Source organism: Nostocoides sp. F2B08, assembly GCF_009184895.1.
In the GTDB taxonomy this organism is placed as follows: Bacteria; Actinomycetota; Actinomycetes; order Actinomycetales; family Dermatophilaceae; genus F2B08.
In genome coordinates, this window is the sequence record NZ_WESE01000005.1 from 38,330 (window position 1) to 58,491 (window position 20,162).

Genomic DNA, 20,162 nt, shown 5'->3' on the forward strand with positions numbered 1-20,162 from the left:
AGAGAATCGCGTCCGAAACCATCTCTCGGCGGGTGGGTCAGGGCCCTCGCTCGCCCCGGACCCGTCAGTCGAGGTCGGGCAGCGAGGCGAGGTCGCCCTCGACGACCGCGCGGTCCTCGGGGTCGTCGACGGCGCCGAGCGCTTCGACGGCGCGGTCGCGCCAGAGGCGCGCCTCGTCGCGCTCGCCGGCCACCGCATACGCGCGGGCCAGGGCCTCGTATGCGCTGGCCACCAGCCAGGGCACGTCACCGACCTCCTGGGCCAGGTCATGCGCCCGCTGAGCGTGGTGGAGGGCGGGCTCGGGTCGGGCGAGCACCGCATACACCCGCGAGAGCTGCCACTCCCCGATGGCGCGGTTCTGTGCCGTCCCGACTCTCGACCAGTGCCACGCGCTCGCGTGCGCGCAGTGCACGACCTCGTCCTGCCGCTCGGGTGTGCTGGTGTCCTCGAGCAACGTCCAGGTGTGGTTGTAGAGGTCGACGGCGAGGGACCGCTCGCGCTCTTGGTCGAGGCTCATCGTCAGGCTGCGGCTCAGGCGAAGACCAGGCCGTAGCGCTCCATGATCGGACCGGTCGCGTCCAGGTCCAGGTCGCACCCGTAGTCGATCGCGACCTGGGCCAGCACGTCGTCGTCCTCGGAGGTGTCCATCGTCCGGAAGCCGTGCTCGAGCCCGCCGGGATGGATCAGCTCCATGAGCCGGGCGGGGGAGTCGGCGGCGTTCCAGAACGTGTGCCACTCACCGCGGGGCTTGACCACGACGTCCCCGACCTCTGCCACGTGCTCCTCACCCGCCGCGACGAACCACACGCGCCCCTCGAGGATGACGCTCATCTCGTCCTCTCTCGAGTGCCGGTGCATCGGCGCCGCGATCGAGTGCGGGGCGAGGATGTGCTCGACGAGTGCGAGCCGTCCGTCGGTCTCACGGGAGTCGACGACGAAGCGGTCCTGACAGCCGGTCGGCGGGCCGAGGACCTCACCGGCACCGGCGCGGATGATGTGCGCCATGGTCCATGGTGGCATCCCGGTGGCCGTTGCGGCAGGTCCGTGCCGGCGCCAGTTCAGCGCCGGCCGATCATGTCACCGGGGACGACCCAGGCGTCGAACTCCTCACCGGTCAGGTGTCCGCTCGCGACCGCGGCCTCACGCAGCGTCGTGCCCTCGCTGTGCGCCCGCTTGGCGATCTGCGCCGCCTTGTCGTAGCCGATGTGCGGGTTGAGCGCCGTGACGAGCATGAGCGAGCGCTCGAGCAGCTCGGTGATCCGGTCGTGGTTCGGCTCGATGCCGCGGGCGCAGTTCGCGTCGAAGCTGCGCATACCGTCCGCGAGCAGCCGGATGGACTGGCAGACGTTGTGGGCGATCATCGGCCGGAAGACGTTGAGCTCGAAGTTGCCCGACGCGCCGCCGACCGAGACGGCGACGTCGTTGCCCATGACCTGCGCGGCCAGCATCGTCAGGGCCTCGCTCTGGGTCGGGTTGACCTTGCCCGGCATGATCGAGCTGCCCGGCTCGTTCGCCGGGATGCTGATCTCGGCGAGTCCCGAGCGCGGACCGCTCGCCATCCACCGGACGTCGTTCGCGATCTTCATCAGGCCTGCGGCCAGGCCCTTGAGGGCCCCGTGGAGCTGAACGAGCCCGTCGCAGGTGGCCAACGCCTCGAACTTGTTGGGTGCGGTCACGAACTCGAGCCCGGTGAACTCCGCGATCTCCGCGGCGACGGCCACCGCATACCCCTCGGGTGTGTTCAGGCCCGTCCCGACGGCGGTGCCGCCGAGCGCGAGCTCGCGGACATGGGGGAGCGCGTCCCGGAGGTGACGCTCGGCGTGCTCGAGCTGGGCCACCCAGCCGCTCATCTCCTGCCCGAGCGTGAGCGGGGTGGCGTCCATGAGATGGGTGCGACCGATCTTGACGACGTCGTCGAAGCGGGCTGCCTTGTCCGCCAGGGTCGCCCGCAGCTGCTCAAGCCCTGGAATCAGGTCCCGCTCGACACCCTCGACCGCCGCGACGTGCATGGCCGTTGGATAGACGTCGTTGCTCGACTGGCTCTTGTTGACGTCGTCGTTGGGGTGGACCAGCCGGTCCGCGCCGCGGCTGCCACCGAGAAGCTCGCTGGCCCGGTTGGCCAGGACCTCGTTCATGTTCATGTTCGACTGCGTGCCGGATCCGGTCTGCCAGACGACGAGGGGGAAGTGGTCGTCGTGGTCGCCGGCCAGCACCTCGTCCGCAGCCTGGACGATCGCGTCGGCGCGGTCCTGGGGGAGCGCCCCGAGGCGGGCGTTGACGATGGCGCTCGAGCGCTTCACGATGGCCAGCGCACGGACGATCTCACGCGGCTGTCGCTCCCCGCTGATGTCGAAGTTCTGCAGGGACCGCTGCGTCTGGGCTCCCCACAGCCGGTCGGCCGGCACCTCGACCGGCCCGATCGTGTCGTGCTCCACCCGCAGATTCGCCTCATCGCTCATCGATCCATCGTAGGGTCGGGATATGCGCGCATGGCAGGTGACCGAGCTCGGCGAACCCAAGGACGTCCTCACGGAGGTCGACCTCGACATCCCCCGCATCCACGGCGCCCAGCTGCTCGTCCGCACGCTGGCCGCACCCGCCAACTTCCCGGATGTCCTCATGTGCCGGGGCATGTACCAGGTGCGTCCACCCCTCCCCTTCACCCCGGGCGTCGAGGGATGCTTCGAGGTCGTGGACGTCGGACCACACGTCACCGACTGGGCCGCGGGCGACCGGGTGATCGGTGGACCGGTCCTCCCGCACGGAGCGTTCGCCGAGTATGCGGTGCTCGACTCCGCGGGCACGTTCGCCGCCCCGGTGTCTCTCACGCACGAGGAGGCCGCCGCGCTGTTCATCGGCTACCAGACCGGCTGGTTCGCCCTGCACCGCCGGGCGCGGCTCCAGAAGGGAGAGACGCTGCTCATCCATGCGGCCGCCGGCGGCGTGGGGTCGGCGGCGATCCAGCTCGGCAAGGCCGCCGGTGCGCGGGTCATCGGCATCGTCGGCGGACCCGACAAGGCCGAGTACGCCCGTCGGCTCGGCGCGGATGTCGTCGTGGACCGGCACTCCCAGGACTTCGTCGAGGTCGTCAAGGACGTCACCGGCGGTCGGGGTGCCGACGTCATCTTCGACCCGGTGGGCGGCGAGACCTACCAGCGCTCGACGAAGTGCATCGCCTTCGAGGGCCGCATCCTCGTCATCGGCTTCGCCGGCGGTGAGATGCAGCAGGCGGCGCTCAACCACGCTCTCGTGAAGAACTACTCGATCCTCGGGCTGCACTGGGGGCTGTACGCCGCGCAGGACCCGGCCGCCGTCCGGGAGTGCCACGAGGAGCTGACCCGGCTCGCCGAGAAGGGCATCGTCCGCCCGCTGATCGGGGAGGCGCGGGGGCTGGACGAGGTGCCCGCGGGCGTCCAGGCGCTCGCAGACGGGCACACGGTCGGCCGCGTCGTGTTCTCGCCGGCCGCCTGAGTCGATCGCCCGGCCGCCTGAGGGATCCCGGCCGCGACGGACGGCGCAGCGGTGGCCATCCGTGGTCATAGCCACCGCTGAACCGTCCCTCGCGGGATCGGGAGAGTGCGGTCAGCGGCGGAGGGCGGCCAGCCCGTTCTCGAGCAGCATGTAGACGCCACCGCCGGCGTGCTCGAAGCCCGCGCCGACGGTCTTGCCCTGCACGAACCGGTAGTGGATGCCCTCCATCACCCCGGCGAGCTTGTAGTTCGCCAGAGCGATGTACCACGAGAGGTGGCTCAGGTCGCGGTCGCTGACCGACGCATACCGCTCGATGAGCTGCTCGTTGGAGGGGTAGCCGGCGGCCAGTGGCGCGGTGGTGACCGCTGCGCTCCAGGCCGGGTCGCGCCCGAGGTCGGAGTAGACGAGGAGGAGGGCGAGGTCGGTCAGCGGGTCGCCGATCGTCGACATCTCCCAGTCGAGCACCGCCGTGAGCGGATCGCCGGGAAGCGTCACGTCGACGAGGCAGTTGTCGAGCCGGTAGTCGCCGTGGACGATCCCGGTCGGACCCTGGTCGGGCACGTGCTCGGCGAGCGCCTCGAACAGGGCGATCTCGCCGGGCAGGTCGCGGCTGCGGGAGGCGTCGAACTGCTTGCGCCACCGCTGGACCTGGCGGGCGAGGAAACCCTCCGGCCGGCCGAAGTCGCCGAGCGCGACATCCTCCGGGTCGATCGAGTGCAGGTCGGCGAGCACGGTCATGAGGCGCTCGATGATGGCCGCAGTGCGCTCGGTGCCGAGCTCGTCGAGTTCCTCCTTGGTCCGGTAGGCAGCGCCGGTGGCCTTGCTCATGACGTAGAACGGCGCCCCGAGGACGGACTCGTCGGCACAGACTGCAAGGACCTGCGGCACGGGGACGGCGGATCCGGCGAGGGCGCTCATGACGCGCGACTCCCGACCCATGTCGTGCGCGGTGGCGAGGACGTGTCCGAGGGGAGGGCGCCGGAGCACGACCTCGCGGCCGGCGCCGTCGGAGACGATGTAGGTGAGGTTGGACTTGCCACCGGGCACCAGGGTGCCGTGGAGGTCGCCCTCGACGACTCCCGGGTGCTGCTCACGCAGCCACGTGGCGAGCGCGCCCAGGTCTGCGCCGGGCAGGTCGCGGTCGCTCACGTGTACATGACCGAGATGGCCTCGGCGTAGCAGGCGGGCTTGTCGGACCCCTCGAGCTCCACGGTGACGTTCAACGTGACCTGGGCGCCGCCGTTCGGGACCCGCGTGACCTCTCCGACCTCGATCGATCCTCGCAGCCGCGACCCCACGGGCACCGGGGTGAGGAAGCGGACCTTGTTGGCGCCGTAGTTGATGCCCATCCGCACGCCCTCGACCCGGTAGACCGTGCTGTAGAACAACGGCAGCAGGCTCAGCGTGAGGTAGCCGTGCGCGATGGTGGTCCCGAACGGGCCCTCCTTCGCGCGCTCGGGGTCGACGTGGATCCACTGGTGGTCGCCGGTCGCCTCGGCGAACGCGTCGATCCGCTCCTGGGTGATATCGACCCACTCGCTCGTGCCGAGGTGCTGACCGACGAGGCTCTCGAGGTCGTCGATGCCGGTGAGAGTACGCATGCGGGCCAACCTATCGGTCGCGGTAGGCGGCCCAGACCTCCGGTCGCAGTCGACCGCGGTCCGGAACCGGTATGCCGTGCTCGCGCGCCCAGGCCCGCACCTCCGCGGTGGTCGGCTCGGGCGCCCCGAGGGGCCCTGCCTGCACGAGGTCGCCGAAGCGGCGCTCCGCGCCGCTCTCGTCCTCGGCCCGCGACAGTGCGGCGCCGAAGAAGCGGAACGTCCACTCCTGGGCCAGCGCTCGGGTCTCGGCGAAGACCACCGGCACAGCGGGGAACCGCGCCTGACACTCGCCGAGTCCGTCGAGGACGACAGCCGGTCGGACGTGGTCCAGCCCGAGGATCCGGGAGTATCGGTCCTCGACGACGACGGCCGCATGGTCGAGGGCTGCGAGGTCCGCCATGACGTACCGCAGTCGACCGCTGGTGAGGGTCGTGACGAGGTCGGACAGGGACTTGCGCTCGACCGCGGCGACGACGCGGCCGTCGAGCTCGACGGCGTAGTCCCCTGCGGGCAGGGCGCGCCGCTCGGTCATGGCCTGCTGGTCGGAGAACTTCCAGGCGTAGCGCTCGTGGCTGTCGATGTAGATGGTCAGGTCGCTCCGGCCGGACGCACGTGCGGTGGGGAGGCTCCCGCGGGGCCGCGCCTGCTTCGTCGTGCGACCGGTCTGCCAGAAGATCGCCTCCCGCCCGCCCCGGATATGGGTGAGGACGAACTGGGAGCGGTTCTCCCTGCCCCGGTCGAGAACGAGGTCGATGGCTGCTCCTCGGCGGACGCACGACCGGGTCGGGACGCGCTCGACGATCTCCGCATCCTCAGGCCAGGCCTCGGCGCGGTGGCAGTACACCTTCGCCGTGCGCGGCCAGGTCTCGCGGGCCTTGAGCACGATCCCGTGCGGGCCGAGAGGGATGCGGACCAGGTAGGGGAGGGTGCTGTCGGGCTCGGGGTTGCGGGCGATGACGAAGTCCTCCGGCACCCCGTCATCGTCGCATCGTCCTCAGGTGCGGAACCACCACCCGCAGGACTCAGTCGCGTCGTGCCTGGTCACAGAGGCGGAGGAAGGCTCCCAGAGCCACCATGTCGCGCGTGGACCGCGGGGCGAAGTCGGTGAGCACATCGGAGCGGACGATGTAGGCGGCGAACTGACCGCGGGATGTCGCGACGTTGAGCCGGTTGCGGTCCAGGAGGAATCCGATTCCCCGCGTCACGTTGCCGTGCGAGGAGGCCGCCATGGACAGGATCGCCACGGCCGCCTCCTGACCCTGGAACTTGTCGACCGTCCCGACCGGCACCTCGTCCCAACCGGCCTCGTCGAGAACCCGACGCAGCAGGTGGACCTGATTGTTGTAGGCAGTGATCACGACGATGTCGGTCGGTCGCAGTGGACGGGGACCGACGTGGGAGCCGTCGGCATCTCGTTCCGACGGGTCGTGCCACGTTCGTCCGACGAGACTCTCGACCAGACCGACCACCTCGTCGGCCTCCTCCGGCGAGGACGTCGAGTTGTCGCGATGCTCGACGATGCGCAGGTGCAGCCCCGGCTCGACCCCGTCGAGTGAGCGCGCGGCCGTCACGGACGCCTCGGCGTGCAGTTCGCCGTCGTAGGCGAGCTCGGAGACCGGCTCGGCCAAGGCGGGGTGCAGGCGCCAGGTGCGCTCGAGGAAGTACCCGCGCGCGGCGGGCAGGGTGCGCCCCTCGGCAGGGTCCTCCGGCAGGAGCCAGCCGAGGGCGGAGGCGTCGACCGGGTCGGGGTGGCTGCCGGTGCTCACCTGGGGCAGCTGGGCCGGGTCGCCGAGCAGGAGCAGCCGCGCTCCTGCGACGGAGGCCGCGAGCGTCTTGGCCAGGGAGTACTGACCCGCCTCGTCGATGACGACGAGGTCGAGCTGTCCGCGGTCGATCCGCCGCGTGTTGGTCAGGTCCCACACGGTGCCGCCGACGACGTACCCGGCGTCCGGGTCGGCCTCGGCCAGCTCGGTGACGAACCGGCGCAGGTGGTCCGCCTTGTCGAGGTCGGTCCATCGCGGCTCGGAGGTCTCGCGAGTGTGTTTGGCGACCTGCTCGGCGGGCAGGCCGGCGTCGATGACCGAGTCGAGGATGTTCTCGATCGCCTTGTGGCTCTGGGAGCACACGGCGACCTTCCACCGGTGGTCTCGCACGAGCCGGGCGATCACCCGGCCACCGACGTAGGTCTTGCCCGTCCCCGGTGGCCCCTGGACGGCGACGTAGGAGTCGTCCATGTCGAGGAGGGCCGCCGAGATCGCGTCGATGTAGCCGTCGGTGCCGTCCGCGACTGCGGGGAGCGGCCCACCGCTCCGCAGTCGCGGTGGACATCGGAGCAGCACGTCGATGGCCGAGCGGGCCGGCAGAGCCGGATGGGACTCGAGCAGCTGTTCGCCGATCTCGGCGAGAGCCGCATCGATCGAGTCGGTCCGCATGGCGTCGACCTCGACCAGGGCGACCGGCATCGCGTCGTGGGGCTCTCCGCCCGGGGCGGTCTCCTCGACCGTCACATGCTGTCGGAGCCGGTGGGTGCCGACCACCTCGTCCACGATCCCGACGACCGAGATCGTTCCCGACGAGACGCAGTACAGGTGACCGGGGCTCGGTGACATGGCCGCGGGGGCGGGCACCGCATACACGCTCTTGTAGGTGCGCCCGGGGCGCAGGGGTGCGCTGCCGAGCGGCTCTCCACTCAGCCGCAGGGTGCGCCTGGGCGTGCGCTGGCCGGGCCTGGTCATCGCCCAGTCGGCCCCGACCTCCGCGTCGCGCACGAGGAGCACCGTCTCGTCACCGCGGCGCCAGTCGCGGATCGGGGTGCGGAGCCGCTCGAAGTGACGCTGCCACGTGGGCTTGTCCTCGCGGGCGTGGAAGAGGACGGAGGAGGCGACCAGGGCCAGCACGCGCTGCTCCGGGGTGCGGTCCCCGGGGCGAACGCCGGCGACGAGGTCTCGGAGCCGCTCTTCGACTCGCATGAGGGCCAACCGTTGCCCGGACGGGGTGAACGGCTCGCTCACCACCTCCGGGAGGACACCGTGCGCCTTGGTCTGGGCCAGCAGCCACTCGCGCAGCTGGTAGGTCGACCGGCAGTCGTCCTCGTTGTAGCGCCGGATCTCGTCCAGCCGCTCGGCCTCCTCGTCCAGCCGGCCGGCCACCCGCGCCGCGACCGCCTCGTGGTAGGCCACGATCGAGGCGGCTCCCTCACTGACGCCGTCCTTGTCGCGCTCACCGCGGTAGAGCGCCTCGACCTTCTTCAGCGAGTACGAACGGTCGGAGATCCGGATCGACCCCCGGACCACGGAGTACAGGTCGACGAACACCCCGTCGCGAAGGAGCTGGTCGACGTCGTCCTCGCACACCCCGTGCCGCGCGGCCAGCCGGAGCAGGGCCGACGGCTCGTATGCGGCGTAGTGGTAGACGTGCAGGTCCGGCCAGCGCCGGCGCCGGTCCGCGAGATATCCGATGAAGTCGACGAGTGCCTGGCGCTCCTGCACCCGGTCGTGTGCCCAGAAGGCCCGGAAGGCCGGGTCGCCCCCTGAGGCGACCTCGTCGACCTCGACGACGCCGAAGAGGTACTCGAGCCCCCAGCTCGGATCGCCCCGCTCCATCCACATCGGGTCGCCCTCGAAGTCGAAGAAGATGTCCCCGTCGCTGCGGTTCGGGAGGAGTGCCAACAAGGCTGGGTCGACCACCTCGTGCCGAAGTGGACCACCGGAGTCGATCTGCTCGAGCTGGAGGCGTGCCTGCGCGGAGAGCCGCTCGAGGACACCCTCGCGCAGGTCGGGAACCGGCTCGGAGCGTCGTGCGAGCTCGCGGCGGGTCCGCACGCCGGCCTCGATGAGCCGCCGCCTCGTCGGCCCCCAGACGCCGGCGACCAACAGAAGGTCGTCGTGCTCCTCGAGCGCGACGGCACACACCTCGCAGCGCCCGCACGCCATGATGTCCTCGGCTGCCCACACGAGCGGGGTGTCGGCGGCCAGCCGCGCGGCCACGAGGGCATCGAGCCGAGCCCGACGCGTCCGGTAGACGGGGACGATCTCGGCGAGACGGAAGTCCTCGTGGACCCCCGAGCCGAGCACGAGTCGGGCGACCGGTGCCAACGCGACGCCCGCCTCGTCCAGAGCGGCGGCGTAGGCCGCGACCTGGAGCAGCGCCGCAACCGTCGCCGACCGCGCGAGCTTGGTGTCGCTGATCAGCCAGCCCCCGGGCGTGCGTTCGAGGAAGTCGATGTGACCGACGAAGGACCCGTCGTAGACGGTGCCCTGCGCCACGACCTCGACGGTCGGGTCCGCGAGCGCCGCGAGCGTCCGGTCGCGGGCCGCGGTCAGGCCCGTCTCGTCGTGGGCGGGCAGAGAGAGGTGGACGACCGCACCCTGCCCCGGGTGTGCCGAACGCAGGCGTCTCAGCTCCTCCTGCTCGTGCTCCCGGCCGAGCTCCGTGAGTCGGCTCTGCATCGGGTCCGGCTCGGGGTCCTGCCGCTCGAGCCGCCCGAGCCGCCGGTCGAGCTCCCGGAGCAGCGCGTACTCGCACTCGGTGGCGGCCCGCAGGTCGCTGGGGCTGAGCACGAGGCGGTCGGGGAGGAGGAACACGTCTGCGACTCTAGGTGAGCGCTCCGACACGACCGCCCCGGGTCAGCCGGCGTCCTTCGCGGACGGCGTGGTGCCCTTCTTCGCGCCCGTCCTCTTCGCCGACGTCTGCTTGGCGCCCGCCTTCGCCCTGGCCGTCGTCGCGGGCGCGGTCGCTCGACGCGTGGCGCGCTGCTTGAGACGCACCTGGCGCTGCGACCCCTCGGTGCGGGTCTCGAGGTAGGGCTGTTCGTCGACGAGGGAGCTGAGCTTCTGATGGCCGAAGTCGCGCGGGTCGAAGTCCGCGTGCGCCCGGCTCAGGTGCTGGCCGACCACACCGAGGGTGCTCCACCCGTCGTCGCTCGAGGTCGCGTTGATCGCCCTGGTCAATGCGCTCTGCAGGTTGATCCGGCTCGAGGCGGTGTCCGCATCCGACCCCGACGCCGTCTCCGTCGTGTCGGACTCCTCGGCCCGCTCCTGGTCCTGGAGCACCTCGAGGAAGATGAACTGGTCGACCGCACGCCGCAGCGACTCCGGCGTCTTGCGGCGGCCCAGGCCGTAGACCCGCTTGCCGGACTCGCGCAGCCGGGTCGCCAGCCGGGTGAAGTCCGAGTCGGAGGACACGATGGCGAAGGCCTCGACGTTGCCCTGCCACAGGAGGTCCATCGCGTCGATGATCAGGGCGGAGTCGGTCGAGTTCTTGCCCACCGTGTTCGAGAACTGCTGCACGGGCTGGATCGCGTTGCGCAGCAGCTCGGGCTTCCAGCTCGTGAGCTGAGTCGTGGTCCAGTCGCCGTAGGCGCGCTTGACCGTCGGAACGCCATACGTGGCCAGTTCCTCGAGGACCGCACCGATGTGTTTCGCCGAGACGTTGTCGCAGTCGATCAGGACGGCGATCCGGGTCGAGCTGCTCGCGTCGGTCTCCACGACATGCACCATATCCGGCCGGCTCCCGACGCCGGGTCTCCTAGATCCAGCTCGGGAACCACATCCGCCAACGCCACTCGGCGTACGGGATGACCTGCGCCGTGTAGACGGGCCAGAAGAAGGCGAAGACGAGCAGGACGAGGAGGCAGAAGCCGCCCACCGCGAGCAGGCCGACCTGGCGCCGCCACCACGGGGCCGTCGACGACCCGAGGACGAGGCCGAGCATGAAGGTCGCGGACAGCACGACCCACGGCACGAACGCCACGGCGTAGAACGTGTAGATCGTGCGCTCCTGGTAGGAGAACCACGGCAGGTAGAGCGCGGCGAATCCGGCGAGGATCGCGCCGGCGCGCCAGTCGCGGCGCAGCGCCCAGTGGTACAGGAGGAACACGATGCCGATGGTCGCGAGCCACCAGATCGGGATGGTCCCCACCGAGGTGATCGCCTTGCTGCAGAGCGTCACGGTGCACCCGTCCTCGCCCTGCTTCGGCCCCTCGTAGAAGAACGAGGTCGGCCGGCCCTGCACGAGCCAGCCCCACGGGTTGGTCTCGTAGGGGTGGTCACTGCGGAGTCCGATGTGGAAGGAGTAGGCGTCCTGGTGGTAGCGCCACAGCGACCGCACCGAGTCGGGGACCCAGCCGAACGCGGTGGACGGGTTCTGCGCGCCCCAGTCGCGCTGGTAGCCGTTCGCGCTGCGGAACCATCCGGTCCACGACGCGACATAGACCACCAGTGCGGTCGGCACGAGGGCGACGAACGCATACAGACCGTCCTTGAGGACCGCCGCCCGCGCCCAGTGCCGGACTCCCACCGCCCTCCTGGCCCCCATGTCCCACCAGACCGTCATCAGCCCGAAGACCGCCAGCGCGAACAGGCCCGACCACTTCGTGCCGATCGCGAGACCGAGGCTGATCCCGGCCACCCAACGCCAGGGCCGCCAGCCGAGCCACGGACCGTATGCGAGTCGCACCCCCTCGTCCAGCGCCCCGACCTTTCGGGCCAGGACCTCGCGCGAGGCGTCCCGGTCGACGAGGAGCGCCGCGAAACCGGTCAGGGTGAAGAACATGAGTGTGAGGTCGAGCAGACCGGTCCGGGAGTGGACGAAGTGGTGCCCCTCGAAGGCGAGAAGGAACGCGGCGATCGTTCCCAACAGGGTCGAGCGGAACAGCCGGCGGGCGACCCTCCCGACGACGAGGATCGAGAGGGTGCCGAGGACCGCGACGCCGAACCGCCACCCGAAGGAGGAGGTCGGGCCGAACAACCACTCACCCGCGGCGATGACCCACTTGCCGACCGGCGGATGGACGACCATGTCTCCGGTCGTGCCCCAGACGTCGGTCGTGCCGTTGGTGAACAGCTCGTCGGGCGTCTCGAGGCCGTCGCGGACCCGCAGCTCGACGCCGTGGTCGAGGAGCGAGACCCCCTGCTTGACGTAGTACGTCTCGTCGAAGACGAGCTGGTCGGGCCGTCCGAGTGACCAGAACCGGATGCCGCCGCCGATGACGGCCATGAGGAGCGGGCCGAGCCAGCCCCACAGTCGGTCGGCGGTCGAGCGGCCGTCGTAGCCCGGTCCGAGCAGCCGCAGGCGCAGCTCCTCGGTGCGGGTCATGCGCGCCATCGTATGCGGCACTCCCGTGAGCGTCCGCCGGCGGAGAGCAGTCGTCGGGCGTGGCAGGATCGCGGTCATGAGCGAAGCCGGAGGAGGGGTCGTCGTGCTCGCCGCAACCCCGATCGGGCGGGTCGGTGACGCGCCGCCCCGGCTGGCCGAGGAGCTCGCCGGAGCCGACGTCATCGCGGCCGAGGACACCCGGCGGCTCACCCGTCTGCTCCGCGAGCTGGGAGTCACGCCTCGCGGAACGGTCCTCAGCTACCACGAGCACAACGAGGCCTCCCGCACGGCGGAGCTGGTCGAGCGACTGGACGCCGGTGAGCGGGTCGTCCTCGTCACGGATGCGGGCATGCCGAGTGTCTCCGACCCCGGCTACCGGCTGGTCCGGGCAGCGGTCGACGCCGGACACGAGGTCACTGCCGTGCCGGGGCCGAGCGCCGTCCTCACCGCACTCGCGGTCTCGGGCCTGCCCGTCGACCGCTTCTGCTTCGAGGGGTTCCTGCCGCGACGTGCGGGGGAGCGCCGGCGGACTCTTGCCGGATTGTCGGGCGAACGCCGCACGATGGTCTTCTTCGAGGCTCCGCACCGGCTCGCCGAGTCGCTCACCGATCTCGCGAGCGCCTTCGGCCCGGACCGCCCCGCCGCCGTGTGCCGGGAGCTGACCAAGACGTACGAGGAGGTCCGCCGCGGGGCGTTGGCCGACCTGGCCCGCTGGGCCGAGAACGGGGTCCGCGGCGAGATCACGGTCGTCGTCGCCGGCGCCGACCCCGTCGCCTCCGCGGTCGAGGACCACCTCGGGACGATCGCGACCCGTGTGGCGGCCGGTGAGCGTCTCAAGTCGGTATGCGCGGAGATCGCCTCCGACACAGGGCTCTCGCGCAAGTCGCTCTACGACGCCTACCTCGCGTCGCGCGCGTGAGCGAGCCACCGCATACCCACGGGTAACCGGGCCAATCTCACAACGGAACGGGCCGGATCCCCCCGCGGCGTGATCCGCACCACGGGGTACTTTTGACCCGTGGCAACGACGACAGCACCCGCGAGGCGGGGGACGACGGCCCGTGGCACGACCGTCTTCCTGAAGTTCATCATGGCGACGACGGGCATCGTGTTCATCGGATACGTGCTCCTGCACATGTACGGCAACCTCAAGATCTTCGGTGGACAGGAAGCGTTCGACCACTATGCCGAGGGTCTGCGCACGTTCGGTGAGCCCCTGCTCCCGTACGGCGGGCTGCTGTGGATCGTCCGGATCCTGCTCATCGCCTCGATCATCGGCCACCTCTATGCCGCCTTCACGCTCTGGAGCCGCGCGAACTCCGCACGGTCCCAGCGGTATGCGGTCAAGAAGGCCGTGGGCGTCAGCCTCTCCAGCCGGACCATGCGGTGGGGCGGCGTCGCGCTTCTGATCTTCATCGTGTGGCACCTCTTCCACTTCACGATCGGCAAGCCGGCGGTCAACTCCTCGGTGTCGGCCAGCGAGGTCGCCGCATCGCCCTACGTCATGGTCGTGGCCAGCTTCCAGCTCTGGTGGATGACCCTCATCTACCTCGCCGCACTCGTGGCCCTCGGGTTCCATCTCATGCACGGCGTCTTCAGCGCCCAGCAGACCCTCGGCTGGACCCAGAGCCCGGCCGCCTACACGCGGGCCCGCGTCAGTGCCCAGGCCATCGCCGCCATCGTCGTCATCGGTTTCGCCCTGCCTCCGCTCGCCATCCTCTTCGGAATCGTCGAGTGACGAGCGCTTCGTCGGACCACTCAAGGAGAACTGCACCCATGGCACTCATCGACGGCCTCTACACCGAGGGCGAGAAAATCGCCGACACCAAGGCCCCCGGGGTTCCCATCGACCAGAAGTGGACCACGCGCAAGTTCGAGGCGGCCCTGGTCAACCCGGCGAACCGGCGCAAGCTGTCGGTCATCATCGTCGGCACCGGTCTGGCCGGTGCGGCCGCGGCGGCGACCATGGGGGAGGCCGGCTACAACGTCAAGTCCTTCTGCTACCAGGACTCTCCGCGAAGGGCGCACTCCATCGCGGCCCAGGGTGGGATCAACGCCGCCAAGAACTACAAGGAGGACGGCGACTCCGTCTTCCGGCTGTTCTACGACACGGTCAAGGGCGGCGACTACCGCGCGCGGGAGACCAACGTCTACCGGCTCGCCGAGGTGAGCGCGAACATCATCGACCAGTGCGTCGCGCAGGGGGTGCCCTTCGCGCGCGAGTACGGCGGACTGCTGGACAACCGGTCCTTCGGCGGCGTGCAGGTCTCGCGGACGTTCTACGCCCGCGGCCAGACCGGCCAGCAGCTGCTGATCGGCGCCTACCAGGCCCTCGAGCGTCAGGTCGCCGCCGGCACCGTCGCGATGTACACCCGGCACGAGATGCTCGAGGTGATCGTGACGGAGGACGCCGACGGCCAACGGCGCGCTCGGGGCATCATCGCCCGCGACCTCGTCACCGGCGAGGTCGAGACCCACCTCGCCGATGCGGTCGTGCTCGCGAGCGGTGGCTATGGCAACGTCTTCTTCCTCTCGACCAACGCCATGGGCTCCAACGTCACGGCGATCTGGCGCGCGCACCGAAAGGGCGCCTACTTCGGCAACCCCTGCTACACCCAGATCCACCCGACCTGCATCCCGGTCTCCGGTGACTACCAGTCCAAGCTGACGCTGATGTCGGAGTCGCTGCGCAACGACGGCCGCATCTGGGTGCCGAAGCGACGCGAGGACTGCGACAAGGACCCCCGTGACATCCCCGAGGAGGACCGCGACTACTACCTGGAGCGGATCTACCCGTCCTTCGGCAACCTCGTCCCCCGGGACATCGCGTCCCGGCAGGCGAAGAACGTCTGTGACGAGGGCCGCGGCGTCGGCCCGATGGTCGGTGACTTCCGGCGGGGCGTCTACCTCGACTTCTCCGACGCGATCGCGCGGATGGGCGAGGATGCCGTGCGGGCCAAGTACGGCAACCTCTTCGACATGTACGCCCGGATCACCGGCGAGGACCCTTACAGGACGCCGATGCGGATCTACCCCGCGGTGCACTACACGATGGGCGGGCTCTGGGTCGACTACGACCTGCAGTCGACGATCCCGGGTCTGTTCGTCACCGGAGAGGCGAACTTCTCCGACCACGGAGCCAACCGCCTCGGTGCCTCGGCCCTGATGCAGGGTCTGGCCGACGGGTACTTCGTCCTCCCGAACACCATCCGCGACTACCTGGCCAAGGGTCCGTTCGAGCCGCTGTCCGCCGACGCCCCGGCTGTGGTGGAGGCGCGGGAGTCCGTCGAGGCGCGCACGCAGCGCCTGTTGGCGATCAACGGTGAGCGATCGGTCGACTCCTTCCACAAGGAGCTCGGCCACATCATGTGGGAGTACTGCGGCATGGAGCGGAGCGCCGAGGGCCTCAACAAGGCGATCGAGCTGATCCGCAGCCTCCGCGAGGAGTTCTGGCGCAACGTGCGGGTGCTCGGCAGCGCCGACACCCTGAACCAAAGCCTCGAGAAGGCCGGGCGGGTCGCCGACTTCCTCGAGCTCGGCGAGCTCATGTGCATCGATGCGCTGCACCGACGTGAGTCGTGTGGCGGTCACTTCCGGGCCGAGTCGCAGACCGAGGACGGCGAGGCGCTGCGGCACGACGACGAGTACCTCTACGTCGCCGCGTGGGAGTTCAGCGGCAGTGCCGACGGTGTGGGTGGCTCGTTCGGGGTGATGGGTCCGCCCGTGCTGCACAAGGAGGACCTCGTCTACGAAGCGATCGAGGTCAAGCAGAGGAGCTACAAGTAATGAAGCTGACCCTGAAGATCTGGCGTCAGGCCGGACCGAAGGACAAGGGCGACCTCGTCACGTACCACGTGGACGACATCTCGGAGGACATGTCCTTCCTCGAGATGCTCGACGTCCTCAACGAACAGCTGATCGCCGAGGGGACCGAGCCCATCGCGTTCGACAGTGACTGTCGCGAGGGGATCTGCGGCACCTGCGGTCTGATGATCTCCGGTGAGGCGCACGGGCCGGAGCGCACGACGACCTGCCAGCTGCACATGCGCTCGTTCTCCGACGGCGAGACGATCACGATCGAACCGTGGCGGGCCGACCCGTTCCCGGTCATCCGCGACCTGGTCGTCGACCGGGGCGCGTTCGACCGGATCATCCAGGCCGGCGGGTTCATCTCCGTCAACACCGGTGCTGCTCCCGACGCCCACGCGACCCCCGTGCCCAAGGAGAGCGCGGACCGGGCGTTCATGGGTGCCGAGTGCATCGGGTGCGGCGCGTGTGTGGCGGCCTGTCCCAACGCGTCGGCGATGCTGTTCATGGGCGCCAAGATCACCCACCTCGGCGAGCTGCCGCAGGGTCAGCCCGAACGTGACGCCCGGGTCGTGAGCATGGTCAACCAGCACGACCACGAGGGCTTCGGCGGCTGCACGAACATCGGCGCCTGCTCGGCGGCCTGCCCCAAGGGGATTCCCCAGGACGTCATCTCGACGCTCAACCACGACCTGCGTCACGCCCTGCGCGCCGGTCGCTGAGGAGACGCCTCACCTTTCTCTCCCCAACCGGTAAAGGGCTTCTTCACCACGGTTATCTTCCGTGGCGAAGAATCCCTTTCCCACATGGGGAGAGAAACGTCAGAGCCAGCCGACGCGGTCGCGGAGGAGGGCGTAGCCGACGAACGCGATGACGTCGAGGAGCGTGTGCGCGATGACGAGCGGCATGACGCGGCGCGTGCGGGTGTAGAGCCACCCGAAGATCACGCCCATGACCGCATTGCCGACGAAGCCGCCGAACCCCTGGTAGAGGTGGTACGTCCCGCGGATCAGGGCGCTGGTCACGATGATCTGCCAGGTGCCCCACCCCGCCTGCGCCCAGCGGCGGAACAGGTATCCGATCATGACGACCTCCTCGAGCACCGCGTTCTGCGCGGCCGCGAGGACGAGCACCGGCACGGACCACCAGACGTCGACGAGGTTGGCGGCTGCGATCGTCGTGTTCATGCCCAGCTCCCGGCTGACCACATAGAGGGCCAGCCCCGGGATGCCGATCAGGGCGGTGAGCCCCAGGCCGGCGAGGACGTCCTGACCGGGCCGCCGCAGGTCGAAGCCCATCGACGCCCCCGGATGGGGGTCCTCCCGGTGCAGCAGATGCAGCGCCAGCAGGACGGGGACGAGGGCCAGGCCGATGCCGACCACCTGATAGGCGAGGTCCAGCCACGGTCGGTCCGGTGTGACCGAGCTGTTCATCGCGGTCGTCTGAGCGGACAGGGCCGTCTCCGCGGTGACCTTGCGGATGATCGACAGCACGGACCAGATGGCCGAGGCGCCGAGGGAGACGCCGAGGACGAGGGCGGTCTCGTGCAGGAGCGCGCTGCGGGACAGGCCCCCCGCAGGGGTCGCCTGCGTCGTCTCGGTCGGCCTGCTGCTCATCGGACCCAGGCTAGGCGTAAGCGGTGCGATCCCGACCCCGTCCGCGTCGCCTGATCCAGAGCCAGGTCCACACGAGGAGACCGAACATCGCGATGATGAGGATCGGCAGGAAGATCGCGATCAGGCTCAGCCCGACCGAGGCGCCGTCCTCGACGGTCGAGACCACCGGCGCACCCGCGCCGAGCGTCGCCGCGTTGACCACAGGCCGGGCCGCCATCTTCCCACCGTGGACGAAGAGGGCGACCACGACCCCGAGCACGACACCGACCCACGCGTTCTCCTGCATCCACGGACCCGACTCGATGTTCTCCGCCGCCTGGGCCGCCGCGAAGATGACACCGCCCATGGCGGGGCGGATGACGGTCTGGACGGTGTCGTTCAGGGTGTCGATCGCGGGGATCTTGTCGAGAGTGATCTCCGCGATGAGCAGGATCGTTCCGAACCCGATCGCCCACCAGCTCTCCATCCACGCATAGCTCGAGGGCAGCACGATGACGTCGGTGAACTTCGCGAAGAGCGCGACGATGAGGAACGGGATGTAGGCGTTGAAGCCCGCTGCGGCGGACAGACCCATCCCGGTCAGGGCTGCGAGCATCGTCGTGGTCCTCTCGACGTCGTGCGCCGGCGAGGACGAGAGCCCTGCGCACCGGCTGGACCGACCCTATCGATGCGCGGTCGCTCCGGACTCAGAACGCTCCGGTGGTCGACGCAATTCCATGCCTCCCTAGGATGGTCGCCATGTTCGTCCTCTCCGCCGTCGCCTGGCCGTACGCCAACGGTCCACGGCACCTCGGTCACATCGCCGGGTTCGGCGTTCCCTCCGACGTGTTCAGCAGGTACATGCGGATGGCGGGGCACGACGTGCTGATGGTCAGCGGTTCGGACGAGCACGGCACCCCCATCCTCGTGCTCGCCGACAAGGCGGGGGTCAGCCCGACCGAGTTCGTCGACGCCAACCACGCGGTCATCGCCGGCGAGCTGGCCGATCTCGGGTGCACCTACGACCTCTACACCCGGACCACGACGGCGAACCACTACGCGGTCGCCCAGGAGCTGTTCCGCCGGGTCTGGGAGAACGGCTACATGGTCGAGCGCACCCAGAAGGGTGCGATCTCCCCGACGACCGGACGCACGCTGCCGGACCGCTACATCGAAGGCACCTGCCCGATCTGCGGCTACGGCGAGGCCCGCGGCGACCAGTGCGACAACTGCGGCAACCAGCTCGAGCCCGAGGAGCTCATCGACCCGCGCAGCAAGATCAACGGCGAGACCCCGGAGTTCGTCGAGACCCAGCACTTCTTCCTCGACCTGCCGGCGCTTGCCGAGGCGCTGCGCACGTGGCTCGAGGGCCGGGAGGAGTCGGGGACCTGGCGTCCCAACGTCATCCGTTTCAGCCTCAACATCCTCGACGACATCAAGCCGCGCGCGATGACGCGGGACATCGACTGGGGCATCCCGGTGCCTCTCGACGGCTGGCTCGACCTGCCGACCAAGCGCCTCTACGTCTGGTTCGACGCGGTCATCGGCTACCTCTCGGCGTCGATCGAGTGGGCCCGCCGCACCGGCGACCCCGATGCCTGGCGCAGGTGGTGGAACCCGGTCAGCGGCATCGGCGCCGATCCCGGCCCGGACCAGGTGTCGTACTACTTCATGGGCAAGGACAACATCACGTTCCACTCCCAGATCTGGCCCGCAGAGCTGCTCGGGTATGCGGGGCGCGGGTCCCGCGGCGGCGAGCCGGGGGTCTTCGGCGAGCTCAACCTGCCGACCGAGGTCGTCTCGAGCGAGTTCCTCACCTTCGGCGACCGGCAGTTCTCCACGAGTCGTGGTGATGTCATCTACGTCCGGGACGTGCTCGACAGGTACGGCCCCGACGGAATCAGGTACTACATCTGCGCGGCGGGTCCGGAGAGCCAGGACTCGGCCTTCACCTGGCGGGACTTCGTGCAGCGCAACAACTCCGAGCTCGTCGCGGGCTGGGGCAACCTCGTCTCGCGCACCGCGGCGATGGTCGCCAAGAACTTCGGCGAGATCCCCGGTCCGGGCCCGCTCGAGCCGGTCGACGAGGACATCCGTGCCACGGTGGTGGGCGCCTTCGAGACCGTCGGACCCCTCCTCGAGCGCAACCGGGTCAAGGCGGCGCTCGCCGAGGTGATGCGCGTCGTCGGAGAGGTCAACGCCTACGTCTCGCGGACCGAGCCGTTCAAGCTCAAGGCCGAGGACGAACGCGAGCGGCTGGCCACCGTGCTCCACACGCTGGTCCAGTGCGTCAGCGACCTCAACACGCTCCTCGCGCCCTTCCTGCCCCACGCGGCGAACCGGGTCCACGCGGCTCTCGGAGGCTCTGGCGAGTTCATGCCGATGCCGGTGCTCACGGAGGTGGTGGGGCTCGACGACGCGGACGAGGGCAAGCGGTACCCCGTGATCAGCGGTGACTACTCGACCACGCCGCCCTGGCGCTCGGTCCCTGTGGTCGTCGGAACGCCGGTGACCAAGCCCACGCCCGTCTTCGCCAAGCTCGACGAGGCCGAGGTCCTCGCCGAGTGGGGACTGTCCTGAGACCGGGAGCGGC

Annotated in this window: 17 protein-coding genes; 6 read left to right on the top strand and 11 right to left on the bottom strand. The window is 69.9% G+C overall.

The window, feature by feature from the left end; all coding sequences use genetic code 11:
• Positions 1 to 64: 64 nt before the first annotated feature.
• The 3 genes from GA707_RS12725 to fumC are packed head-to-tail and all read right to left on the bottom strand — an operon-like array spanning position 65 to position 2,459.
• Complete coding sequence (locus tag GA707_RS12725) at positions 65 to 517, bottom strand: hypothetical protein (protein ID WP_152178825.1); 453 nt, start codon at positions 515 to 517, stop codon at positions 65 to 67.
• Positions 518 to 531: 14 nt separating this feature from the next.
• Positions 532 to 1,005 (bottom strand): cupin domain-containing protein, encoded by a 474-nt coding sequence (locus GA707_RS12730; protein WP_152178826.1) that lies wholly within the window; start codon positions 1,003 to 1,005, stop codon positions 532 to 534.
• Positions 1,006 to 1,058: 53 nt separating this feature from the next.
• Positions 1,059 to 2,459: a class II fumarate hydratase gene (gene fumC / locus GA707_RS12735; RefSeq protein WP_152178827.1), complete on the bottom strand. Its 1,401-nt coding sequence runs from the start codon at positions 2,457 to 2,459 to the stop codon at positions 1,059 to 1,061.
• A gap of 22 nt (positions 2,460 to 2,481) precedes the next feature.
• On the opposite strand from fumC, the gene GA707_RS12740 reads away from it, so the two are divergent.
• Entirely contained in the window at positions 2,482 to 3,471 is a 990-nt protein-coding gene (locus GA707_RS12740; RefSeq protein WP_152178828.1) for an NADPH:quinone oxidoreductase family protein, read from the top strand.
• 111 nt (positions 3,472 to 3,582) lie between these two features.
• Here the strand turns inward: GA707_RS12740 and GA707_RS12745 are convergent, their stop codons facing one another.
• From GA707_RS12745 to GA707_RS12770, 6 genes are read right to left on the bottom strand one after another with little or no spacing between them, the layout of a single operon-like run.
• Complete coding sequence (locus GA707_RS12745; RefSeq protein ID WP_152178829.1) at positions 3,583 to 4,620, bottom strand: phosphotransferase family protein; 1,038 nt, start codon at positions 4,618 to 4,620, stop codon at positions 3,583 to 3,585.
• Positions 4,617 to 5,072, bottom strand: coding sequence for a MaoC family dehydratase (locus tag GA707_RS12750; protein WP_152178830.1), 456 nt, complete (start codon positions 5,070 to 5,072; stop codon positions 4,617 to 4,619). Before GA707_RS12750 ends, GA707_RS12745 begins: the two co-directional genes overlap by 4 nt.
• 10 nt (positions 5,073 to 5,082) lie before the next feature.
• On the bottom strand, positions 5,083 to 6,045 hold the full coding sequence (locus tag GA707_RS12755; RefSeq protein WP_152178831.1) for an ERCC4 domain-containing protein: 963 nt from the start codon (positions 6,043 to 6,045) through the stop codon (positions 5,083 to 5,085).
• A 49-nt stretch (positions 6,046 to 6,094) separates the two neighbouring features.
• Positions 6,095 to 9,655 carry a bifunctional RecB family nuclease/DEAD/DEAH box helicase gene (locus GA707_RS12760; RefSeq protein ID WP_152178832.1) on the bottom strand — a complete coding sequence of 1,187 codons (3,561 nt, stop codon included), beginning with the start codon at positions 9,653 to 9,655 and terminating at the stop codon, positions 6,095 to 6,097.
• A gap of 42 nt (positions 9,656 to 9,697) precedes the next feature.
• Entirely contained in the window at positions 9,698 to 10,558 is an 861-nt protein-coding gene (locus GA707_RS12765; protein ID WP_226963773.1) for an NYN domain-containing protein, read from the bottom strand.
• A 40-nt stretch (positions 10,559 to 10,598) separates the two neighbouring features.
• Complete coding sequence (locus GA707_RS12770; protein ID WP_152178834.1) at positions 10,599 to 12,167, bottom strand: dolichyl-phosphate-mannose--protein mannosyltransferase; 1,569 nt, start codon at positions 12,165 to 12,167, stop codon at positions 10,599 to 10,601.
• A 76-nt stretch (positions 12,168 to 12,243) separates the two neighbouring features.
• Here GA707_RS12770 and rsmI point away from each other — a divergent pair, with 76 nt between their 5' ends.
• The 4 genes from rsmI to GA707_RS12790 all read left to right on the top strand — a co-directional run bounded on the left by rsmI (position 12,244) and on the right by GA707_RS12790 (position 16,696).
• Positions 12,244 to 13,086, top strand: a complete 843-nt coding sequence (rsmI, locus tag GA707_RS12775) for a 16S rRNA (cytidine(1402)-2'-O)-methyltransferase (protein ID WP_152178835.1) — start codon at positions 12,244 to 12,246, stop codon at positions 13,084 to 13,086.
• Between the two features lie 99 nt (positions 13,087 to 13,185).
• On the top strand, positions 13,186 to 13,905 hold the full coding sequence (locus GA707_RS12780; RefSeq protein ID WP_152178836.1) for a succinate dehydrogenase cytochrome b subunit: 720 nt from the start codon (positions 13,186 to 13,188) through the stop codon (positions 13,903 to 13,905).
• Between the two features lie 38 nt (positions 13,906 to 13,943).
• Entirely contained in the window at positions 13,944 to 15,953 is a 2,010-nt protein-coding gene (locus GA707_RS12785; RefSeq protein WP_152178837.1) for a fumarate reductase/succinate dehydrogenase flavoprotein subunit, read from the top strand.
• On the top strand, positions 15,953 to 16,696 hold the full coding sequence (locus GA707_RS12790; RefSeq protein ID WP_152178838.1) for a succinate dehydrogenase/fumarate reductase iron-sulfur subunit: 744 nt from the start codon (positions 15,953 to 15,955) through the stop codon (positions 16,694 to 16,696). The genes GA707_RS12785 and GA707_RS12790 overlap by 1 nt, the downstream gene beginning before the upstream one ends.
• Positions 16,697 to 16,795: 99 nt before the next feature.
• On the opposite strand, the gene GA707_RS12795 is transcribed toward GA707_RS12790, so the two are convergent.
• Both GA707_RS12795 and GA707_RS12800 read right to left on the bottom strand, forming a co-directional pair.
• Positions 16,796 to 17,590 (bottom strand): CPBP family intramembrane glutamic endopeptidase, encoded by a 795-nt coding sequence (locus GA707_RS12795; RefSeq protein WP_152178839.1) that lies wholly within the window; start codon positions 17,588 to 17,590, stop codon positions 16,796 to 16,798.
• Between the two features lie 10 nt (positions 17,591 to 17,600).
• Entirely contained in the window at positions 17,601 to 18,185 is a 585-nt protein-coding gene (locus GA707_RS12800) for a DUF4126 domain-containing protein (RefSeq protein ID WP_152178840.1), read from the bottom strand.
• Positions 18,186 to 18,328: 143 nt separating this feature from the next.
• On the opposite strand from GA707_RS12800, the gene metG reads away from it, so the two are divergent.
• Positions 18,329 to 20,149 carry a methionine--tRNA ligase gene (metG, locus tag GA707_RS12805; RefSeq protein ID WP_152178841.1) on the top strand — a complete coding sequence of 607 codons (1,821 nt, stop codon included), beginning with the start codon at positions 18,329 to 18,331 and terminating at the stop codon, positions 20,147 to 20,149.
• Positions 20,150 to 20,162 lie beyond the last annotated feature (13 nt).

Bases quoted from the DNA above. Each gene is read 5' to 3' on its own strand.
- GA707_RS12725 (WP_152178825.1), bottom strand. From the start codon at position 517: ATGAGCCTCGACCAAGAGCGCGAGCGGTCCCTCGCCGTCGACCTCTAC.
- GA707_RS12730 (WP_152178826.1), bottom strand. From the start codon at position 1,005: ATGGCGCACATCATCCGCGCCGGTGCCGGTGAGGTCCTCGGCCCGCCG.
- fumC (WP_152178827.1), bottom strand. From the start codon at position 2,459: ATGAGCGATGAGGCGAATCTGCGGGTGGAGCACGACACGATCGGGCCG.
- GA707_RS12740 (WP_152178828.1), top strand. From the start codon at position 2,482: ATGCGCGCATGGCAGGTGACCGAGCTCGGCGAACCCAAGGACGTCCTC.
- GA707_RS12750 (WP_152178830.1), bottom strand. From the start codon at position 5,072: ATGCGTACTCTCACCGGCATCGACGACCTCGAGAGCCTCGTCGGTCAG.
- GA707_RS12770 (WP_152178834.1), bottom strand. From the start codon at position 12,167: ATGACCCGCACCGAGGAGCTGCGCCTGCGGCTGCTCGGACCGGGCTAC.
- rsmI (WP_152178835.1), top strand. From the start codon at position 12,244: ATGAGCGAAGCCGGAGGAGGGGTCGTCGTGCTCGCCGCAACCCCGATC.
- GA707_RS12785 (WP_152178837.1), top strand. From the start codon at position 13,944: ATGGCACTCATCGACGGCCTCTACACCGAGGGCGAGAAAATCGCCGAC.
- GA707_RS12790 (WP_152178838.1), top strand. From the start codon at position 15,953: ATGAAGCTGACCCTGAAGATCTGGCGTCAGGCCGGACCGAAGGACAAG.
- GA707_RS12795 (WP_152178839.1), bottom strand. From the start codon at position 17,590: ATGAGCAGCAGGCCGACCGAGACGACGCAGGCGACCCCTGCGGGGGGC.
- GA707_RS12800 (WP_152178840.1), bottom strand. From the start codon at position 18,185: ATGCTCGCAGCCCTGACCGGGATGGGTCTGTCCGCCGCAGCGGGCTTC.
- metG (WP_152178841.1), top strand. From the start codon at position 18,329: ATGTTCGTCCTCTCCGCCGTCGCCTGGCCGTACGCCAACGGTCCACGG.